General features: G+C 36.9%; 20 protein-coding genes. 5 read left to right on the top strand and 15 right to left on the bottom strand.

Annotation, left to right across the window (positions count from 1 at the left end):
• Positions 1–67 precede the first annotated feature (67 nt).
• Positions 68–1,288, top strand: a complete 1,221-nt coding sequence (gene cxpE, locus AC5YC8_RS00415) for a chloramphenicol efflux transporter CxpE (RefSeq protein ID WP_496116670.1) — start codon at positions 68–70, stop codon at positions 1,286–1,288.
• 15 nt (positions 1,289–1,303) lie between these two features.
• Entirely contained in the window at positions 1,304–2,011 is a 708-nt protein-coding gene (gene hda, locus AC5YC8_RS00410; protein WP_496116671.1) for a DnaA regulatory inactivator Hda, read from the top strand.
• Between the two features lie 54 nt (positions 2,012–2,065).
• Here hda and AC5YC8_RS00405 read toward each other — a convergent pair whose 3' ends face one another.
• From AC5YC8_RS00405 to AC5YC8_RS00385, 5 genes are all read right to left on the bottom strand, one after another.
• Positions 2,066–2,470: a DUF3106 domain-containing protein gene (locus AC5YC8_RS00405; RefSeq protein WP_496116672.1), complete on the bottom strand. Its 405-nt coding sequence runs from the start codon at positions 2,468–2,470 to the stop codon at positions 2,066–2,068.
• A complete protein-coding gene (locus tag AC5YC8_RS00400; RefSeq protein WP_496116673.1) occupies positions 2,460–2,780 on the bottom strand; it encodes a hypothetical protein in 321 nt (106 codons plus the stop codon). Before AC5YC8_RS00400 ends, AC5YC8_RS00405 begins: the two co-directional genes overlap by 11 nt.
• Positions 2,777–3,391 carry an RNA polymerase sigma factor gene (locus tag AC5YC8_RS00395; protein WP_496163375.1) on the bottom strand — a complete coding sequence of 205 codons (615 nt, stop codon included), beginning with the start codon at positions 3,389–3,391 and terminating at the stop codon, positions 2,777–2,779. The genes AC5YC8_RS00400 and AC5YC8_RS00395 overlap by 4 nt, the downstream gene beginning before the upstream one ends.
• A 163-nt stretch (positions 3,392–3,554) precedes the next feature.
• A complete protein-coding gene (locus AC5YC8_RS00390) occupies positions 3,555–4,331 on the bottom strand; it encodes a TrmH family RNA methyltransferase (RefSeq protein ID WP_496116674.1) in 777 nt (258 codons plus the stop codon).
• A 61-nt stretch (positions 4,332–4,392) separates the two neighbouring features.
• Entirely contained in the window at positions 4,393–5,367 is a 975-nt protein-coding gene (locus AC5YC8_RS00385) for a class 1 fructose-bisphosphatase (protein ID WP_496116675.1), read from the bottom strand.
• 182 nt (positions 5,368–5,549) lie between these two features.
• On the opposite strand from AC5YC8_RS00385, the gene AC5YC8_RS00380 reads away from it, so the two are divergent.
• The gene (locus AC5YC8_RS00380; RefSeq protein ID WP_496116676.1) at positions 5,550–5,732 is read left to right on the top strand and encodes an NF038105 family protein; all 183 of its coding nucleotides are present in this window, start codon (positions 5,550–5,552) and stop codon (positions 5,730–5,732) included.
• 87 nt (positions 5,733–5,819) lie between these two features.
• Here AC5YC8_RS00380 and pal read toward each other — a convergent pair whose 3' ends face one another.
• The 7 genes from pal to AC5YC8_RS00345 form a co-directional block, all read right to left on the bottom strand.
• Entirely contained in the window at positions 5,820–6,389 is a 570-nt protein-coding gene (gene pal, locus AC5YC8_RS00375) for a peptidoglycan-associated lipoprotein Pal (protein ID WP_496116677.1), read from the bottom strand.
• 36 nt (positions 6,390–6,425) lie between these two features.
• A complete protein-coding gene (gene tolB / locus AC5YC8_RS00370; protein ID WP_496116792.1) occupies positions 6,426–7,709 on the bottom strand; it encodes a Tol-Pal system beta propeller repeat protein TolB in 1,284 nt (427 codons plus the stop codon).
• Between the two features lie 190 nt (positions 7,710–7,899).
• Positions 7,900–9,078: a cell envelope integrity protein TolA gene (gene tolA / locus AC5YC8_RS00365; protein ID WP_496163197.1), complete on the bottom strand. Its 1,179-nt coding sequence runs from the start codon at positions 9,076–9,078 to the stop codon at positions 7,900–7,902.
• Between the two features lie 3 nt (positions 9,079–9,081).
• Complete coding sequence (gene tolR, locus AC5YC8_RS00360) at positions 9,082–9,534, bottom strand: protein TolR (RefSeq protein WP_496116679.1); 453 nt, start codon at positions 9,532–9,534, stop codon at positions 9,082–9,084.
• Positions 9,534–10,232: a protein TolQ gene (gene tolQ / locus AC5YC8_RS00355; RefSeq protein WP_496116680.1), complete on the bottom strand. Its 699-nt coding sequence runs from the start codon at positions 10,230–10,232 to the stop codon at positions 9,534–9,536. Before tolQ ends, tolR begins: the two co-directional genes overlap by 1 nt.
• 26 nt (positions 10,233–10,258) lie before the next feature.
• Positions 10,259–10,666, bottom strand: a complete 408-nt coding sequence (ybgC, locus tag AC5YC8_RS00350; protein WP_496116681.1) for a tol-pal system-associated acyl-CoA thioesterase — start codon at positions 10,664–10,666, stop codon at positions 10,259–10,261.
• 367 nt (positions 10,667–11,033) lie between these two features.
• The gene (locus AC5YC8_RS00345) at positions 11,034–11,420 is read right to left on the bottom strand and encodes a hypothetical protein (protein ID WP_496163196.1); all 387 of its coding nucleotides are present in this window, start codon (positions 11,418–11,420) and stop codon (positions 11,034–11,036) included.
• A 290-nt stretch (positions 11,421–11,710) separates the two neighbouring features.
• On the opposite strand from AC5YC8_RS00345, the gene AC5YC8_RS00340 reads away from it, so the two are divergent.
• Positions 11,711–12,343: a hypothetical protein gene (locus tag AC5YC8_RS00340; RefSeq protein WP_496163195.1), complete on the top strand. Its 633-nt coding sequence runs from the start codon at positions 11,711–11,713 to the stop codon at positions 12,341–12,343.
• Between the two features lie 11 nt (positions 12,344–12,354).
• Here AC5YC8_RS00340 and ruvB read toward each other — a convergent pair whose 3' ends face one another.
• From ruvB to AC5YC8_RS00325, 3 genes are all read right to left on the bottom strand, one after another.
• Complete coding sequence (ruvB, locus tag AC5YC8_RS00335) at positions 12,355–13,362, bottom strand: Holliday junction branch migration DNA helicase RuvB (RefSeq protein ID WP_496163194.1); 1,008 nt, start codon at positions 13,360–13,362, stop codon at positions 12,355–12,357.
• A 28-nt stretch (positions 13,363–13,390) separates the two neighbouring features.
• A complete protein-coding gene (gene ruvA, locus AC5YC8_RS00330) occupies positions 13,391–13,993 on the bottom strand; it encodes a Holliday junction branch migration protein RuvA (protein ID WP_496163193.1) in 603 nt (200 codons plus the stop codon).
• Between the two features lie 135 nt (positions 13,994–14,128).
• Positions 14,129–15,469, bottom strand: coding sequence for a deoxyguanosinetriphosphate triphosphohydrolase (locus AC5YC8_RS00325; protein WP_496163192.1), 1,341 nt, complete (start codon positions 15,467–15,469; stop codon positions 14,129–14,131).
• Between the two features lie 207 nt (positions 15,470–15,676).
• Here AC5YC8_RS00325 and AC5YC8_RS00320 point away from each other — a divergent pair, with 207 nt between their 5' ends.
• Entirely contained in the window at positions 15,677–16,714 is a 1,038-nt protein-coding gene (locus tag AC5YC8_RS00320; RefSeq protein WP_496163191.1) for a M20/M25/M40 family metallo-hydrolase, read from the top strand.
• Positions 16,715–16,918: the final 204 nt, after the last annotated feature.

Raw genomic sequence — 16,918 nt, 5'->3', positions numbered from 1 at the left:
TAAAATGTTATCTTTATCGAAATATTTTACTTTCTATAATGAATATACTGAAAAAAGGCGAGTTCCTATGGTAGATCGCACCTTACGTCGCATTTTTATCCTTGTCGGAATTGTATTGCTTCTTTGGGTTTTATATCTATTAAAGCCCGTGCTTATTCCATTTCTTGGTGCACTTTTAATTGCGTATTTATTTAGTCCGCTTGTAGATAGGCTTCATAAGATCGGTTTACCTCGTTGGGTAGCTATTAGTATTGTTTTTATAGGTATAGGGCTCGTTATTACTTGGGCTATGTGGTATTTAGCTCCTTTGGTTTGGCAACAGTTAATGTATGCAAAATCGAGTATTCCTGCTGGAATTCATTGGGTTAATTATACTTTTTTACCTTGGTCATCGCATACATTTGATCTTGTTCCTATGGAATTAGATGTAGATCAAATTTCTGCGGCAGTTATGGAATATATTCAAACTAACTATAGTGCAGATAGTATTCAGACTGTTATTGCAAGATTAGCACAGTCAGGATTGAGCTTTATTCAGGTGGGTGGAACGGTTGTTTTAATTCCAATTATCTCATTCTATTTTTTACTAGATTGGGAAAAAATGCTTGATAGTTTACGTCGACTTATCCCTCGTCCTTATGAAAAATCGACACTGAAAATTGTGGGTGAATGCCATAACATTTTAGGTGCATTTGTTAAGGGACAGTTCCTTGTGATGTTCCTTTTGGGCGTTGTATATGCCGTAGGTTTACAGCTTATTGGTTTGGAAGTTGGCTTGATTATTGGCATGATTGCAGGGCTTGCTAGTATTATTCCGTATCTAGGATTTGCTGTTGGAATTATTGCTGCGGCAGTTGCGACATTTTTCCAGTTCGGTCTAGATTGGATGCAATTGTTACTAGTTGGTATTGTTTTCATGATTGGTCAAGCAATCGAGGGATATATTCTTCAGCCATTCTTATTGGGCGATAAAATTGGTTTGTCACCTGTTGCTGTTGTGTTCGCAGTGTTAGCTGGAGCACAACTTGCAGGTTTCTTAGGAATGCTACTTGCATTACCTGTTGCGGCTGTTATTGTTGTCTTGTTGAAGCATCTTCGAGATTACTATGAACAAAGTCAGATGTATCAACCACATATTGCAGTTTCACAAGATGTTCAAACTGGCTCTATAAGTATTGAAACAGACGAAATTGAAGTGGATATTGAGCTGAAAAAGCATCAGGCAAAAGCACTGCAAGAGAGCGAAAAATCGGGTAGTATTGAAGCTTCAGATAATAAAGATTCTTAGGGTTATAATATATTTATGCGTCAATTGCAGCTAGACATAGAACCACAGCTTGATGCCCGAATTAGTGATTTTTCGGGTCCAGGTTGGGGGCATGTTGTCGATGCAGTAAGACAATTGCACGCAGGACTCTTAAATCGATTTTACGTATATGGCGGGGCAGGAACAGGAAAGAGCCACTTATTGTCTGCCATTTGCGATTCTTATTTAGAAATTGGTAAAACGGCAATTCATGTTTCTTTACTAGAGTTGTTAGATGCACCAACAGAAGCAATTACTTCACTTGATCAGTACGACCTAGTGGCTTTAGATGATATTGAAGCGATTAGTGGAGTTCCTCATTGGCAACGTGCTGTTTTTCACTTAATTAATTATAGTGATGAAATGGGCGGTCAATTGGTCTTTTCATCTCGTTTTGCACCAATAGAACTTAAACTTGAATTACCAGATCTACAGTCACGTTTAACGCAAGCAGTAAGCGTTAAGGTACCTAGTGGAAGCTTATTTGCCGATCGACTTGCTTTGGTTAATTCTGTTCTAGAGCGTCGAGGAGTTCATATTGATCAGCAAATCGTTGATTATTTGTTAGCACATGGTCCTCATCAAACTTCAGATTTGTTAAAACTCATTGAAAAGCTTATTCAGTTATTAAAAGGCGAGAAAACGAAATTAAGTGGTTCTAATATTCGTCAAATTTATGCCTTAATTGATGAATATGACTCATAGTAATATTAAATAAAAAGGTCTCAGAAGAGACCTTTTTATTTTAGCTGTACTATTTTAATTGTTATATGTTGTTTTATATTTTTGAATATATTCTTCACGAATGATTGCACGATTTTCTGGCGCAGCATTTTGTAAACGTTGGCTTAACTCTTTACGCTCTTGCGTACTCATTTTTTGCCAAGCTTCTCGCATTTGCTGTTTTTCTGCTTCAGGAAGTTGGCTAAACCAATCCATACGTTGTTGTAATGAGTTTCGAGCAGATGCGGGGAGCTCTTTATTTAAAGATTGGTAGCGTTTAATCAGTGCTTGTTGTTCTTCTTCGCTCATGCTGTCCCAAGTATCGCTGACTTGTGTATCTGCATCTTTGGAAAAAAACCAAAAACGATCAAAGCCTGCGAAACTTGTTTGCAAAAAACCAAGTATGCAAAATGTAAGCACTAATCTTCTTTTAGCTACCATGTTGAACTTGGTCCTCGCCCATCACCATTAACATTTCCAAATCTTCAACCATTTGAGGTGAAAGTTTTGGGGTTACAACTGCCTGATTTTCAGGTTGAGTTGTAATATCCAATGCATTTGGAAGTACTACAAATCCTGTAATTGCTGCTGCTAAAGCATATCCAGACATTTTAAAAAAACCGTATCTAGATTGCTTTTTATCTTGGATTTTTTCCAAAACATGGTTCATCACAGCAGGCTTATTTTGGTGATGCTGTGCGAGTCCATCAAGCTTGGAAGAAACTTGTTTTAAGAAATCATCTTGTTTCATTCGGATGATCCTCCTGTATATGGATTCATGTGTGACAAACTTAAGCGCAAAGCTTGAATTGCTCGGTGGTAATGCGTTTTTACACTGCCTTCGGTGCAATTCATAACTTGTGCAGTGGTTTTAGTATCAAATCCTTCCCATGCACGAAGCATAAAAGCTTGTTGTTGACGTGTTGGAAGTTGCGCAATCGCATTTTGTATTTCTTCAGCATCAAGAGCTTGATCTAAAAAATCAAAAGGATTGGGTGTGCTTTCATCTACAATATCAAGTTGTTCAATATCGTCATCGTCTAAACTCACTTTTTTAAAAAAAGAAAAAGGTTGTGCGCGACGAGCTTCTTTACGGCGCCAATCTTGTAATTTGTTATTTAAAATGGTGTAGAACAGGGGATACCATTCATCTGTGGTTTTGTCTGAATAAGATTTGTGTAAAGAAATAAAAGCTTCTTGTACCAAATCCATTGCAATACCATGATGTCCCTGAGTTGCACTTTCCATCATAACTAAAGCACGGCCTGTAACTTCATTCATGAAGTTTTTTAGGCGAAGTTCGGCAGTACTCTTAAGAGTACTTGGTGTTTCTATCCGAGACTGTTTGGGTGCTGAGTCCATAGAGATGGAAAATCCTGTCATTGAATCCCCACCATCATTAACAAGTTTATATTCTATATAACGTTGAAAACAATGGTTGGGTTGACATCACAAGTTATTATTTTTCTAGTGTAATCTATTTTTAAATAAGGGCTAGCTTATTTAAAATAAAATAACGATGTTTTTAAAGGCGTTGGCGAACCATTTCAAAGAAGCAAATAGAACCTGCAATTGCTACGTTTAAAGATTCTTGACCACCGGGTTGTGGAATGGCAACAGCTTCGGCATTTTTTAAAGCATAGCTAGATGCACCTTGCCCTTCGTTACCTAAAATCCAAACACATTGTTTTCTTAAGTTTTTGCTATATAAACTTTCAGATTGATGTGAGCTAGTAACATAAACAGGAATGGTGAATTTACTTAAAATATCTTCAAGTTCCACATTTTCATACGTATTTAATGAAAAATGTGCACCCATTCCCGCACGTAAAACGCGTGGTGACCAAATAGAAGCAGAGCCTTTTGTACATACAACTTGCTCAATACCTGCTGCTGCAGCTGAACGTAATAAAGTACCTACGTTACCTGGGTCTTGAATGTTGTCTAAAATAAGCGTGTCTTCAGTAAAATTAAGAGCATCACGAGATGTAGGTAAGTCTACAATTGCAAGACAAGCCAAAGATGTACCTAAAGTACTTAAATCTTTATATAAAGATTCGCTTAATACAAAGACATTGCCATCGTATAAAGAAACAATTTTTTCTAAATCTGGGTGGCTATAAGCGACTTCAGTTGTAAAAATTGAAACGATAGGGCGTTTCTGTTCTAACCAAGCAAGGCTTAAATGCGTGCCTTCAAGTACAGTTTGACGGTTTTTTTTACGATAAGCATTTTGATCAATTAAACCACGTAAGTGTTTAATTTTAGGATTATCTTTTGAATCTAGAAAAAAAGCTGGCATGGGAGATTTTATCCATGAAAGTAAGTATGCAGTTTGCATGACTTACTTTCATTTTTTGAAATTAGTTGTGGTATTGAGTGACAAGGTCAACTTCATTTTTAGAACCAATAACAACAGGAACACGTTGATGAAGTTCAGTTGGTTGGATATCTAAAATACGTACACGACCTGTGGTAGATGCACCACCAGCTTGCTCCATAAGCATGCTCATAGGGTTTGCTTCGTACATTAAACGTAGACGACCTGCTTTTTTAGGATCTTTTGTATCGTATGGATACATGAAAATACCTGTACGGCAAAGAATACGATGAATATCACCTACCATACATGCAACCCAACGCATATTGAAGTCTTTTTCGCGTGGACCAGTTTTACCTGCTAGTAATTCATCGATATAGCGTTTTACGGGTGCTTCCCAATGACGTTGGTTTGATGCATTAATTGCATATTCTTTAGTATCAGCAGCAACTTGAATATTGTCTGAAGTAAGTAAGAATTCTTTAGATTCAGGGTCAAAAGTAAAGAATACAGTACCTGCACCAACTGTTAATGCCATCATTGTAGATGGGCCATAAAGTACGTAACCTGCAGCAGCTTGATTTACGCCTGCTTGCATGAAATCTTCAGCTTGAGTAACTGCATTTTTTGCAGGCAAAATAGAGAAAATAGTCCCTACGCACATGTTGATATCAATGTTGCTTGAACCATCTAATGGATCAAATAAAACAAGGTATTCACCATTTTCTTGTGCTGGGGTAAATTCGTCTAATTCTTCAGAAGCCAAACCACCTACATGTGGATGTACTTTTAAAGCATCGATTAAATAGTCATTAGAAATAACATCTAATTTCTTTTGTTCTTCGCCTTGTACGTTTTCGTGTTGTGCGCTACCTAAAACACCTGCTAAAGCACCCTTTTGTAAAAGTTGATCAATATCTTTACAAGTGTTGGCAATTGTTTCAATAACTTGAGCAAGTTCAGGTGTTAAATTACCACTTTGTTTTTGTAAGAATTGATCGAGGGTGAGGTATGACATGGTAGGGAAACTCCGAAAATAGGATTGATAAGACTTATCAAAAACAATATTGCGGACTATTTTAGAGCAGAACGCGCTAAAAGAAAAATTAAACTACACTATTTGACGTGATTTTACCCTTGCAACTATTTTAGGAACTGCTATGTTGATATAAATAATTGAAAAATATTGGAGAGTGAAAAATGACAACATTAAAGTTTGATAAGACTCCAACGCCTAATGAGGCAATTAAACTTGATGATATTTCTGTAGATAGCGTAAAAGCAGCATGGAAAGATTATGAAGCTAAGCCTGAGTATAAAAAAGTAAATAAACACGATTTAATAGAAGCCATGCAAAGCTCGGAAGAAAATCCTCAAACTTAAAAGAATTTCGAATAAACCGATATAAAAAAGCACCTCATAAAATGAAGTGCTTTTTTATTTTTGATGTCTTATGTAGAACTCAAAATATTATTTTAAAAGTGGTGGAACAGCTTCGTAGTTAATTTCTACACGACGATTCTCTTTCCATGCATTTTCATCATGACCTGCGTTTACAGGCATTTCTTTACCATAACTTACAGCTTCAAGTTGAACTGGGTTAACACCTGTTGTTACAAGGAAGTTTTCAACAGCTTTTGCACGACGCTCACCAAGAGCCATGTTGTATTCACGTGTGCCACGCTCATCTGTATGACCTGTAAGTGCAACACGTGAGTTTGCATTTGCCATTAAGAATTGGGCATGTGCTTGAAGTGTTTGATAGTCTTGGTTGGTTAATTCACTGCTGTCATAGTCAAAGTGAACTACACGTTTTGCTAAAAATGCTTTATTTGCAGCAGTTACACCTTTTGAAGAAGCACCAGCTAAGTTTTGTGCATTTAATGCTGCATCTTCGCTTAAACCTGAAGTGTTTACACTTCCTGCACCATTTGGAAATTGTGTTGCATCCGTTATATTTGCAGGTTTACGGCTTGCACAACCCGTCATAACTAAAGCGGTAGCTAAAAGTGGTAAAACTAAAAATTTAACAGTTTTCATAGTATTGATCTCTAAAGTTAGTTTGAAATTTTAAAATTATTTAGGTGCCCATGCAGGTTCACGAACTTCACCTTGTTCACTTGGTAAGTTCATACGGAAACGTCCATCTAACGACATAACTGACAATAAACCACGATTTCCTTCACGTGTTGCATATACCACCATTTGTCCGTTAGGAGAGAAGCTTGGAGATTCATCTAAACTTGTTGGTGTTAAAATATTGGTAATACCCGAGTTTAAATCTTGAATAGCAACTTTGTAATTACTACCACTAGGGCGGTGTACAAGAGCTAACTTTTTACCATCTGCACTTAATGTTCCACGAGCATTGAATGCACCTCGGAAAGTTAAGCGTTTGGTTGAGCCTGTATCTAAGTTATAGGTATAGATTTGTGCAGAACCACCACGGTCAGAAGTGAAAATAAATGATTTTCCATCGGGTGCATAGCGTGCTTCTGTATCAATTGCACTATCATTTGTCATACGTTGCAATTCGCGAGTCTGTAAGTTCATTTGATAAACTTCAGGGTTGCCATGCATAGAAGCTGTAAATAACATGCTTTTGCCATCTGGCGAGAAGCTTGGTGCCCCATTTAAGCCACGGAAGCTTGCTAATTTTTCACGCTGACCTGTTGCTAAATCTTGAACATAAATTGCAGGACGTTTAGTTTCAAATGAAACGTATGCAATTTTTTTCGCATCAGGTGTCCAAGCAGGGGAAAGAATAGGATCGCGTGAAGTTAGTACAGTACGTGGTTGTGCACCATCTGTATCTGCAATTTGTAATGTATAGCGTTCATTTGGTGTTGCTGGATTACGTAACACATAAGCAATACGGCCACTAAAGTCACCTTTAATGCCTGTAAGTGCTTCATAAATGGTGTCACTAATCATATGTCCTGCTGCACGTAAACGAGAGGCAGGAACAGTGAGTAATTCGTTTAACAAATATTGTTGTTTTTGAACATCATATAATTGATAGTGAATTTCGTATGCACCATCCGCATTTTGTTTAGTTGTTCCTGTTACAACATAAGGAACTCCAGCACTTTGCCAAGCAGCAGCATTTGGGTTGTTCATGCTTGCCGTGGCAGGGAGGTTTTGTGATGCACTTGCGAATTTACCTGAACGATTTAAGTCAGTTTCAATAATAGGATAAAGACTAGAATCATTTGCAAAAGGAATAATTGCAATTTTGGGAGCTTCTTCAGGTGCTTTAGCAATTTCTAGGTGCAACTGTGCATGTGCAGAAATTGAAATGGTTGCACCTAAAGAGGTAAGAATAGCTAGGCAGAGTAGATGTTTACGAGTTTTTTCCATCATTCGTTATTAACTCAAATCAAATGGTTTATTGTGTTTGTTTCACATAATGGCACGATTTTATTATATTTAAAGTAAATGATTATTAAGAACTGTTAAAACAATATAAAAGTGTTTAAAAATAAAACAAAAAATTATTAAATAAAGCCATTGTTTTAGTCAATGGCTTTATTTGGTGTTAATGCATTTACTATTTTGATGTAAAACTTGAGGTAAATGATCTTGCCTCGCGTCGTGCATCTGGATCTGAAGGCATAGGGTATGGTGCAGCAGCGCGAACGGCAGCTTCAATACTTGCTTTCATATCTGGGTCACTGGAATTAACAACAACAGATTGCACCGCACCACTTTCACTTAGAGTAACGCGTGCAGTTGCACGTTTACCCGATGAACCTGATGGTGTATCCCATGCATGTTTAATTTTATTTTCAAAATCCTGCTTGGCTGAAGAGGCAATTCGTTTGGCTTCCGCTTTTTTAGTGGCAGCTTCTTCAGCGGCTTTTTTTGCTGCAGATGCTTTTGCATCAGCATCAGCTTTTGCTTTCGCGTCTGCAGCAGCCTTAGCATCATTTGCCGCTTTTGCCTTTGCATCCGCAGCAGCTTTCGCTTTAGCGTCATTTGCCGCTTTTGCCTTTGCATCCGCAGTAGCTTTCGCTTTAGCATCATTTGCCGCTTTCAGTTTTGCGTCCGCAGCAGCTTTTGCTTTAGCATCATTTGCTGCTTTCAGTTTTGCATCCGCAGCAGCTTTCGCTTTAGCGTCATTTGCCGCTTTCAGTTTTGCGTCCGCAGCAGCTTTTGCTTTAGCATCATTTGCCGCTTTCAGTTTTGCGTCCGCAGCAGCTTTTGCTTTAGCATCATTTGCTGCTTTCAGTTTTGCATCCGCAGCAGCTTTTGCTTCAGCGGCAGCCTTAGCTTTAGCATCCGCAATAGCTTTTGCTTTAGCATCATTTGCCATTTTAGCTTGTGCATCTGCTATCGCTTTTGCATCCGCAGCAGCTTTGGCTTTTTCACTTGCCATTTTTGCATCTTCAGCAGCCTTAGCTTCTGCTTTTTGTGCTTCTTGCTTTGCTTTTTGGGTATTTGCAGGCGGTGTGGTTGGTATAACAGGAGCTTCAACACTTGGTTCAGCAGTCTGTGTAATTTCTTCTTTTACATTTGTATGAGCTGTTTCTTCAAACTCTGTCACTTCACGAGTTACAGGTTTTAAATCTTCAGGCGTTATTAAAACAGTTTTGATTTGCTTTGGTGGTTCAGGTGCTTTACTCATGCCCAAATAAAGCAAGCCAACAATTGCAATAACATGCACACCAAGTGTGAAAGCAATTGCAATTGAATTCTGTTTGAAAGGAGGCTTGTTGAAATCTTTCATAAATTATTTTAATGGCTCTGTAAGCAAACCTACCTGAGTAAGCCCCGCTTCTTGAAGACTGTTCATGAGTGACATAACTTCACCGTATGAACGTGTTTTTTCACCTTCAATGACTACATTAAGTTCTTTGTTTTCAGTTTTTGCGGTTTGTTGAGCTTGACTTAAAATAGCCGTAAGTTCTGCAAGTTCTAAAGGTTGATCGGCTTTTTGATCTTTATACTGTAAGAAATATTGTCCATCTTTATCTAAGCTGACAATAGCGGGCGCATCTTTGGATTCCATTGGGGTGCTATTTGCTTGAGGTAGATCGACTTTAATTCCGCTTGTGATCATTGGCGCAGTCACCATGAAAATCACTAAAAGTACAAGCATCACGTCAATATAGGGAACGACGTTCATCTCACTTTTTAGTGGTTTTTTGATACGCTCGAAGCGTCCTGAACGTTGAATCGCCATTATTTTTGATCCTGATTTGAATCTAAAGATTGACGTTGTAATAGTGCAATCATTTCTTCAGCAAATAAAGCACGGTCTGAATAAATAGATTCGCCTTTAGCTGTGAAATGGTTAAATGCTAATACAGCAGGAATTGCGGCAAAAAGACCAATAGCTGTTGCAATGAGGGCTTCTGCAATACCAGGAGCTACAGTGGCTAAGGTAACTTGGTCTACATCTGCAAGACCAATAAAGGCATTCATAATGCCCCAAACGGTACCAAATAAACCTACATACGGTGCAACAGAGCCAATACTTGCAAGCGCACCTAAGCCTTGTTCTAAATAACCTTGGTCACGGCTTAAACCAACACGTAAAATACGTTCTGTACCTTCAATTGTTTGATTTGATGATGCATTACGCTTTTTAAGTTTCAGGAATTCTCCTAAACCTTGATAGAAAATATCTTCTAAGCCAACTCGTTTTGAGTTGAGCTGAGCATTGTTATATAGAGTGTTTAATTCTGCACCAGACCAAAAGATTTTTTGGAAATGGTCATCTTCTGCTTGAGCTTTTTTATAGCTCATATGTAATTTGGCAATTAAGTACCAGCTAAATAATGATGCTAAAAGAAGCAAAAGCATAATTAGTTGTACAACTGGACTTGCTTGGAGAATAAGATCAGAAACGTGCAGGGTAGATTCTATTTGTGTTGCCATAATTACATTGAGCCAATTAATTTTTTTTAGTCTTGTTCCAATTCTTTTAGAATTAGTTCACGAATTTCTTCTGGGAGACGAGATGGTCGCATATCTGCATTAATACATGCCAATTCGACCTCACCAGATGCCAACATAATTTCACCACGATAAATATTCTGTTGCAATACAAAAGATGAAGCTTTACAAGAAACAACACTCGCAGTGACTGTTATTAAATCATCCATAAGAATTGGGCGTGAATATTTTAAGTTAATTTTATGTACCACAAAATTGTAATCTTTTTGATGCCAATAATGATCTATACCAGAAGCACGAAGCCATTCTGTACGAGTGCGTTCCATAAAGCGAATATGATTTGCATGGTAAACAATACCACCAGCATCGGTATCTTCAATATATACACGAATGTTGAATTCGAATTTATTCGCCATTTTGGTATCCCATTTCTTTATTTCAAAGTGTTTTAGAAACTTTTGACTCAAATTTTAACTTAATATTTTACGAAAATATTTGATAAAAGCCGTGTTTTTCAGGGCAAGAATTTTATCATAATGACTTTGTTGTCCTATGGCACAAGGTTTCAAACTTAAGTCATTGAGTGTAAGTATATTTAGCTTAGTATAAAGTCATAAAAATAACTCATAGGATATTTTGTAAGTATTTGTTTTGTATGGTTTTTTGTGGTTTTTGGGTTTGTGCGCACCTTGAGTTATGTTTTAGATAGAAGCTAAAAGCGTAATAAATGCACTTTAATGTTGTTGTTTCTCCTGAATATTTTTAAATAATCATGTTTTAGGTTTATGCAAGTTGGCATTGAAGAGGATGTACTTTTTCATTGCCTTGAAGATATAGGCTGTTTGTTGAGTTGTTCACAGCTAAAGTGTAATTTGCATTTGGTTGGTTTTGAGTTGTCCAGCCAAATTGTTTAATTGTATAGAGTTCTTGATTTGCGTTACTTTGCGAAATAGCCTGACCATTCCAGCATTTCTTTTGAGTGCATACTGTTACTTTTGAATGACCTTGAATAGAAACTTTGAATGAAGAATCTAAAACAGAACTAGAATGACAAGTTTTGTTTTTACATCTAATTTCATTGATTGTATTTTGGCAATTCCATGATGAAGTGTTTGCCCAAAGTAGTGTAGGGGCAATACTTGTACAAAGTATAATAATTAGAGTTTTCATTGTTAGTATCCTGTGTTTATTTGGATTTTTTAGTACTTATTATTGTGTTTAGTGTTGGTGATCTGTTTTTATTAAGAATAATTATTATGTGATGCAAGTCACAAATATATAATAATATGTGATTAAAAATTATGCAATGGTTTTAAGTGTGATCAATTTAAAATGCTTAATTGAAAAAAGGGTTAAGACCTGTTTTTATTTTTTTAAGATTACTTTTTTTATTTTAAGTTGTTGATTTTGTTTGGTTGATTTTGTAGCTTTGCTATGGGGAAAATAATTTAGAGATAAAAGTGGCAGAACAAAATACGCAAGCATTGGTTTTACAACAGCCGTCAGATCAAAAATTAATTGTTAAAATCGAACAAAATCCTGATTTGATTTCGATAGGAGCATTGTTCATTTCATTCTTGGCATTTGTAGTAACTATTTATGTTGTAAAAAAAACTAGTGAAAGTCAGATTAAAAGTAATATTGAGCTTATAAAGAGTCAGGAAAAACTTAGAACATTAGAATTATTTGTTTTACAAAATAAAGTATGGATTGATGAAGTAATTAAAATCAAAGATGAGTTAGATTATTTGATAAATACTTGGAGTGCTACTCTAGTTTTATTAAATAGTAGAGTTAAAAAACATGGAGAAGTTGTTTCTAAAGATATCTTTAAGGAATCAAATGATCAAATTGAAATTATTTTAAAATCTTTAATTAAAATTGAGTCATTAATAATTTATCTAGATATGCATGATGATGAATATAGTGGGTTATTTAAAGATTTAAAAGAAAAGATCTTATCTCTTATAAATGCATTTAATGAACAGACAGACTGTGAATCATTAGGGCGTGATTTTTTTAAATTAAATATGAGCTTAATGAACAAGCTTAATCAGGATTTAAAGAAAGTTTTTATTAAGAAAGCAGCCTAAGCTGCTTTTTATTATTTCTCTTTCGGCTCTGGCGGTGTTAAACCAAACTGTAAATACGCCATATTTGTGGCAATACGACCACGTGCGGTACGCATAACATAACCTTGCTGAATTAAATAAGGCTCAATTACATCTTCAAGCGTACCCGAATCTTCCGCCATAGCCGCAGCCAAAGCTTCCACACCAGCAGGCCCACCATCAAAACGCTCTAACAACATACTTAAATAACGACGGTCTAAAGTATCTAAACCATCTTTATCTACTTTCAGCATATCTAAGGCAAGTTGTGCCATTTCTTGTGTTACTTCACCTGTGCCTTTCACTTGCGCATAATCACGAACACGGCGTAATAAACGGTTTGCAATACGCGGTGTGCCGCGCGCACGACGTGCAATTTCTTTTGCACCATCGTCTGTCATTGGCACATCCATTAGGTTTGCAGAACGAGAAACAATGTGCGTTAAGTCTTCAACAGAATAGAATTCTAAACGCTGAACAATACCAAAACGGTCACGAAGCGGAGAGGTGAGTAAGCCTGCTCGAGTTGTTGCTGCAACTAAAGTGAAAGGTGGTAAATCTAACTTGATTGAACGTGCAGCAGGACCTTCACCAATCATAATATCGAGTTGGTAATCTTCCATTGCAGGGTAAAGAATTTCTTCAATTACAGGCGAAAGACGGTGAATTTCATCAATAAAGAGAACATCACCTTCTTCTAAGTTGGTCAGCATGGCTGCCAAATCACCTGCACGCTCAAGAACTGGTCCTGAAGTCGACTTTAAATTACCACCCATTTCACGGGCAATAATGTTGGCAAGTGTAGTTTTACCTAAACCCGGCGGTCCAAAAATAAGCGTGTGATCGAGTGCTTCGCCACGACCACGTGCTGCACCAATGAAGATTTCCATTTGTTCGCGAACCACAGGCTGACCAATATAGTCATCGAGTGAGGTTGGTCGAATGGCACGATCAAAATGATCTTCAGGTTTTTCAGAACCACTAATTAAACGGTCTTGCATATATTCTGATTCTTCTCTAATCGGCTAATTATCTATTCATCGACTTTAATGCTGCACGGATAATTTCACCTGCTTCGGTCAATTCACCTTTTACTGCATTTACAAGTTTCTGCGCTTCAAGTGGTTTGTAACCTAATGATTGTAAAGCTGCTTCGGCTTCAGCAACAGCAGAATTTCCTGTGAACTGAATTTGTTCTACTGTTGAATTGGTTAGTTGTGAGCTTGTAGACATGGCTTTGAAGCGATCACGTAGTTCAATCATGAGGCGTTCAGCAGTTTTTTTGCCTACACCCGGAACTTTAACAAGTGTATTCACATCTTCATTTTCAACGGTATGAACAAGCATTTCTACGCTGAGTGTCGAAAGAATCGCAAGTGCCATTTTTGGCCCAACGCCATTTACTTTTAATAAAGTACGGAAAATGGTTTTTTCACGTGAATCTAAAAAACCATACAATAATTGAGCATCTTCACGAACGGCTAAGTGAGTCCAAATTGTTGCTTTTTGACCTTTCTGTAATTGGCAAAATGTAGATAGTGGTGTATCTATTTCATAGCCAACACCATTTACATTTAAAACAACGGTGGGTGCTTCCAATGCTAATACTTCGCCAATAAGACATCCGATCATGTTTGTTTTCGCTTCTTTGTTAATACGCTAATAGTAGTGGTGATTGCTTTTAAAGGCAAAAAATCCAATTGAATGTTTGTGGATAATCTATGCAATTATCCACACAATTCGTTCAAAAAATGCTGAGTTATGGATTTAGAGTAAACCTGCTTTATTTCCTTGTAGCTCTTGAGCCAAATTATAAGCTTGATGATCTGAAAACTTAGAAATTAAATCAAGTACTTGCATGATGTTGTCATAATGATCATCGGAAAAGTGTGTGCCTGCACGTGTTAAAATTGCGAATAATCGATTTTCTTTAAAACTTAATGTTTTATTTGGTGTGGTGAGTGGAATAAAAGCATCTAAAATATGTTGTAAGCTTTGATGGGCAATAATTTCTAAACCTGCTTTTTGCGGATGTTCGAAAATTTTATTTTTTGCAAGATTTTTTGCTTTATTAATACCGAGTTCAATATCAGGTGAGCAGTACTGTAATAAGCTTCCTGAAAGTTGCCCCATTAATATTTCACCATGTTTTTGGGCAAAAGCAGTGGTCACTTCATCGACTAGACGTTTCATTACTCGACCACGTAAAGCTGCAATTTTTTGTTGCCATGTTGTTGTAGTCAGTGCCAGTTCTTCAGGTGTTCCATAGTCGCCAATCAAATCTAAGAAAATAGGTTCGACTTCTTCGTACGTCAGCATATTTAAAATAATGCCATCTTCAAGGTCAATTAAGGCATAACAAATATCATCAGCAGCTTCTAATAGATAGGTAAGTGGATGACGGCAGTAATGGTAATCACCAAGTTGAATTAAACCGAGCTGTTCTGCAATTTGTGCCAAAATTTCTTTTTCAGATTGATAACAACCAAATTTTGCTCGTTGGCTTGCAGGAATATCACCTTGTGAGCTGATGGTTTTAGATAACCAAGGATATTTTAAGTAAGCACCTAAGGTGGCATAGGTTAAACGCATGCCACCATTGTTCGGGTGATAGTCGATTTTGGTCAAAAGGCGTAAACCTTGTGCATTGCCTTCAAATTGACGTACATCGGCTTCTTGTTCAGGGCTTAAATCTTTTAAGAAGTCTGTATGCGAGGCATCATCAAACCATTCACGAATGGCATATTCACCAGCATGTCCAAAGGGCGGATTGCCAATATCATGTGCTAAACAGGCTGCTTGAATAATTGCGCCTACATCGGCAGGGGTAATCCAAGGCGGTAATTCATCTTGGATTTTTTCAGCAGCAAGCATACCCAATGAACGCCCAATACAGGACACTTCTAATGAGTGGGTGAGGCGAGTGTGAATACCATCGTGTTGTGTTAGGGGGTGGACTTGAGTTTTACGGTTGAGCTGTCGAAAACTTTGCGAAAATATAATGCGGTCATAGTCTTTATGATAAGGGCTTCGTGCTTGTTCTGTACTTTGCTTTTTACTGCCTAAACGAACTGTTGAAAGTAGTTCTAACCATCTCATTTGCATCATTTATCGTTATTCGCTCATCTCTTTGTTTATTATCATGCCAAAAAATGAAACAAAGCTCTAGTCGAGTGCGACGTAGCTTGTCTTTTATTTAAATGGTTCTATCAGTGAATTTACGTAAAAGATATATTTAATTATGAGTGCAGTGTTTAAAATTTGCATGTGTTTTACGTTTTAAAAGAAATAACAAAGGGTTTTAGGATTTTGAAAATGAAAAATAGTAAATTTTTGGCTTTAGCCGTAGCAGTATCTTTAGGTTTTTCTTTAACGGCATGTAATACAGTAGGTGGATCAGAGGGAGCATCACAGGTTTCAGCAGCTATATCTGACCCAAGTATTAAACTTGATAGTACACGTATGATGACTCACTTAGTTGCCTTTCAAAAAATTGCACAAGCCAATGGTGGGAATCGTGCTGTAGGTACAAAAGGTGGAATGGCATCTGCAAAATACATTTTAGATGAGGCAAAAAAAGCGGGTTTACAGGTACAAATGTTAGCGTTTGAAAATCGTGAAAAAGTGGTGGGGCAAAATATATTTGTAGAAATTCCAGGACAAACGAATGAATCAGTCGTATTGCTAGGCGCACATTATGATTCTGTAAAAATGGGACCGGGGATTAATGACAATGCTTCAGGTGTCGCATTGCTTCTAGATTTAATGTACCAATTAAAGGCTTCGAAAGAAAAACCTCAAAATACAATTGTTCTTGCTTTTTGGGATTCTGAAGAAACAGGCATTGCGGGTTCACAAGACTATGTAAAAAAGTTAAGTGCTGAACAATTAAAAGGCATTAAGGCCTATATTAATGTAGATATGGTTGGAACAAAAAATCCAGATGTCATGATTGCTGATGCGTCTAAATCATCGGTAACGGACATGGAAAAATTGTTTAAAGAACGCCAAATGGATGAAAATGATTACAAGCCAGTTTTAGATAGTTTGCGAGCAGTTCCTACTCATGCTGGCGATATTGCATTGGAAAATACGTTATCTGAGTTTTTTAAAGATAAAAAAATTACGTTGAAAAAAGATGTATCAACTTTAACAGCAAGTGATACAGCACCCTTTTTAGGTAAAGTTCCTGTGACTTCCATCATTATGTTTAATGAGCAAATGAACGGAGATGAACTTGAGTTTGCGCCGTGTTATCACAAAAAATGCGACACAATTGATCAGGTTGATCCAGAATCATTGCAAATTGCGGGTGATGCGGTGGTCTATTTGTTGAATAGTCTATCTAAATAAGCAATGTGTTGAATTCAATTTAGGTTTCTGCCCAAAATTAAAATGTAGATAAAGATTGCTCAAACTCTTTTTAATGGGCAGAACTCCTTTAGAATGATCAATATAGTTAAAACATGTGGTTAAAATTTTTATACATTCAAAATTTTTATCTGAAAATAAAGAATTTCTTTAAGTTTGTTACAGTTATTTTGCCGATTAATCTGT

The organism is Acinetobacter sp. FY731 (assembly GCF_059515905.1).
The sequence above is the reverse complement of the archived record's forward strand: the minus strand, read 5'-3'. Positions and strand labels throughout refer to the sequence as shown.

Excerpts from the sequence above, each read along its gene's own strand:
- tolQ (WP_496116680.1), bottom strand. The coding sequence starts at position 10,232 with ATGGCAACACAAATAGAATCTACCCTGCACGTTTCTGATCTTATTCTC.
- ruvB (WP_496163194.1), bottom strand. The coding sequence starts at position 13,362 with ATGCAAGACCGTTTAATTAGTGGTTCTGAAAAACCTGAAGATCATTTT.
- tolB (WP_496116792.1), bottom strand. The coding sequence starts at position 7,709 with ATGGAAAAAACTCGTAAACATCTACTCTGCCTAGCTATTCTTACCTCT.
- AC5YC8_RS00325 (WP_496163192.1), bottom strand. The coding sequence starts at position 15,469 with ATGATGCAAATGAGATGGTTAGAACTACTTTCAACAGTTCGTTTAGGC.
- tolR (WP_496116679.1), bottom strand. The coding sequence starts at position 9,534 with ATGGCGATTCAACGTTCAGGACGCTTCGAGCGTATCAAAAAACCACTA.
- AC5YC8_RS00320 (WP_496163191.1), top strand. The coding sequence starts at position 15,677 with ATGAAAAATAGTAAATTTTTGGCTTTAGCCGTAGCAGTATCTTTAGGT.
- ybgC (WP_496116681.1), bottom strand. The coding sequence starts at position 10,666 with ATGGCGAATAAATTCGAATTCAACATTCGTGTATATATTGAAGATACC.
- AC5YC8_RS00405 (WP_496116672.1), bottom strand. The coding sequence starts at position 2,470 with ATGGTAGCTAAAAGAAGATTAGTGCTTACATTTTGCATACTTGGTTTT.
- AC5YC8_RS00400 (WP_496116673.1), bottom strand. The coding sequence starts at position 2,780 with ATGAAACAAGATGATTTCTTAAAACAAGTTTCTTCCAAGCTTGATGGA.
- ruvA (WP_496163193.1), bottom strand. The coding sequence starts at position 13,993 with ATGATCGGATGTCTTATTGGCGAAGTATTAGCATTGGAAGCACCCACC.
- pal (WP_496116677.1), bottom strand. The coding sequence starts at position 6,389 with ATGAAAACTGTTAAATTTTTAGTTTTACCACTTTTAGCTACCGCTTTA.
- AC5YC8_RS00395 (WP_496163375.1), bottom strand. The coding sequence starts at position 3,391 with ATGGACTCAGCACCCAAACAGTCTCGGATAGAAACACCAAGTACTCTT.
- tolA (WP_496163197.1), bottom strand. The coding sequence starts at position 9,078 with ATGAAAGATTTCAACAAGCCTCCTTTCAAACAGAATTCAATTGCAATT.
- cxpE (WP_496116670.1), top strand. The coding sequence starts at position 68 with ATGGTAGATCGCACCTTACGTCGCATTTTTATCCTTGTCGGAATTGTA.
- AC5YC8_RS00380 (WP_496116676.1), top strand. The coding sequence starts at position 5,550 with ATGACAACATTAAAGTTTGATAAGACTCCAACGCCTAATGAGGCAATT.
- AC5YC8_RS00345 (WP_496163196.1), bottom strand. The coding sequence starts at position 11,420 with ATGAAAACTCTAATTATTATACTTTGTACAAGTATTGCCCCTACACTA.
- hda (WP_496116671.1), top strand. The coding sequence starts at position 1,304 with ATGCGTCAATTGCAGCTAGACATAGAACCACAGCTTGATGCCCGAATT.
- AC5YC8_RS00390 (WP_496116674.1), bottom strand. The coding sequence starts at position 4,331 with ATGCCAGCTTTTTTTCTAGATTCAAAAGATAATCCTAAAATTAAACAC.
- AC5YC8_RS00385 (WP_496116675.1), bottom strand. The coding sequence starts at position 5,367 with ATGTCATACCTCACCCTCGATCAATTCTTACAAAAACAAAGTGGTAAT.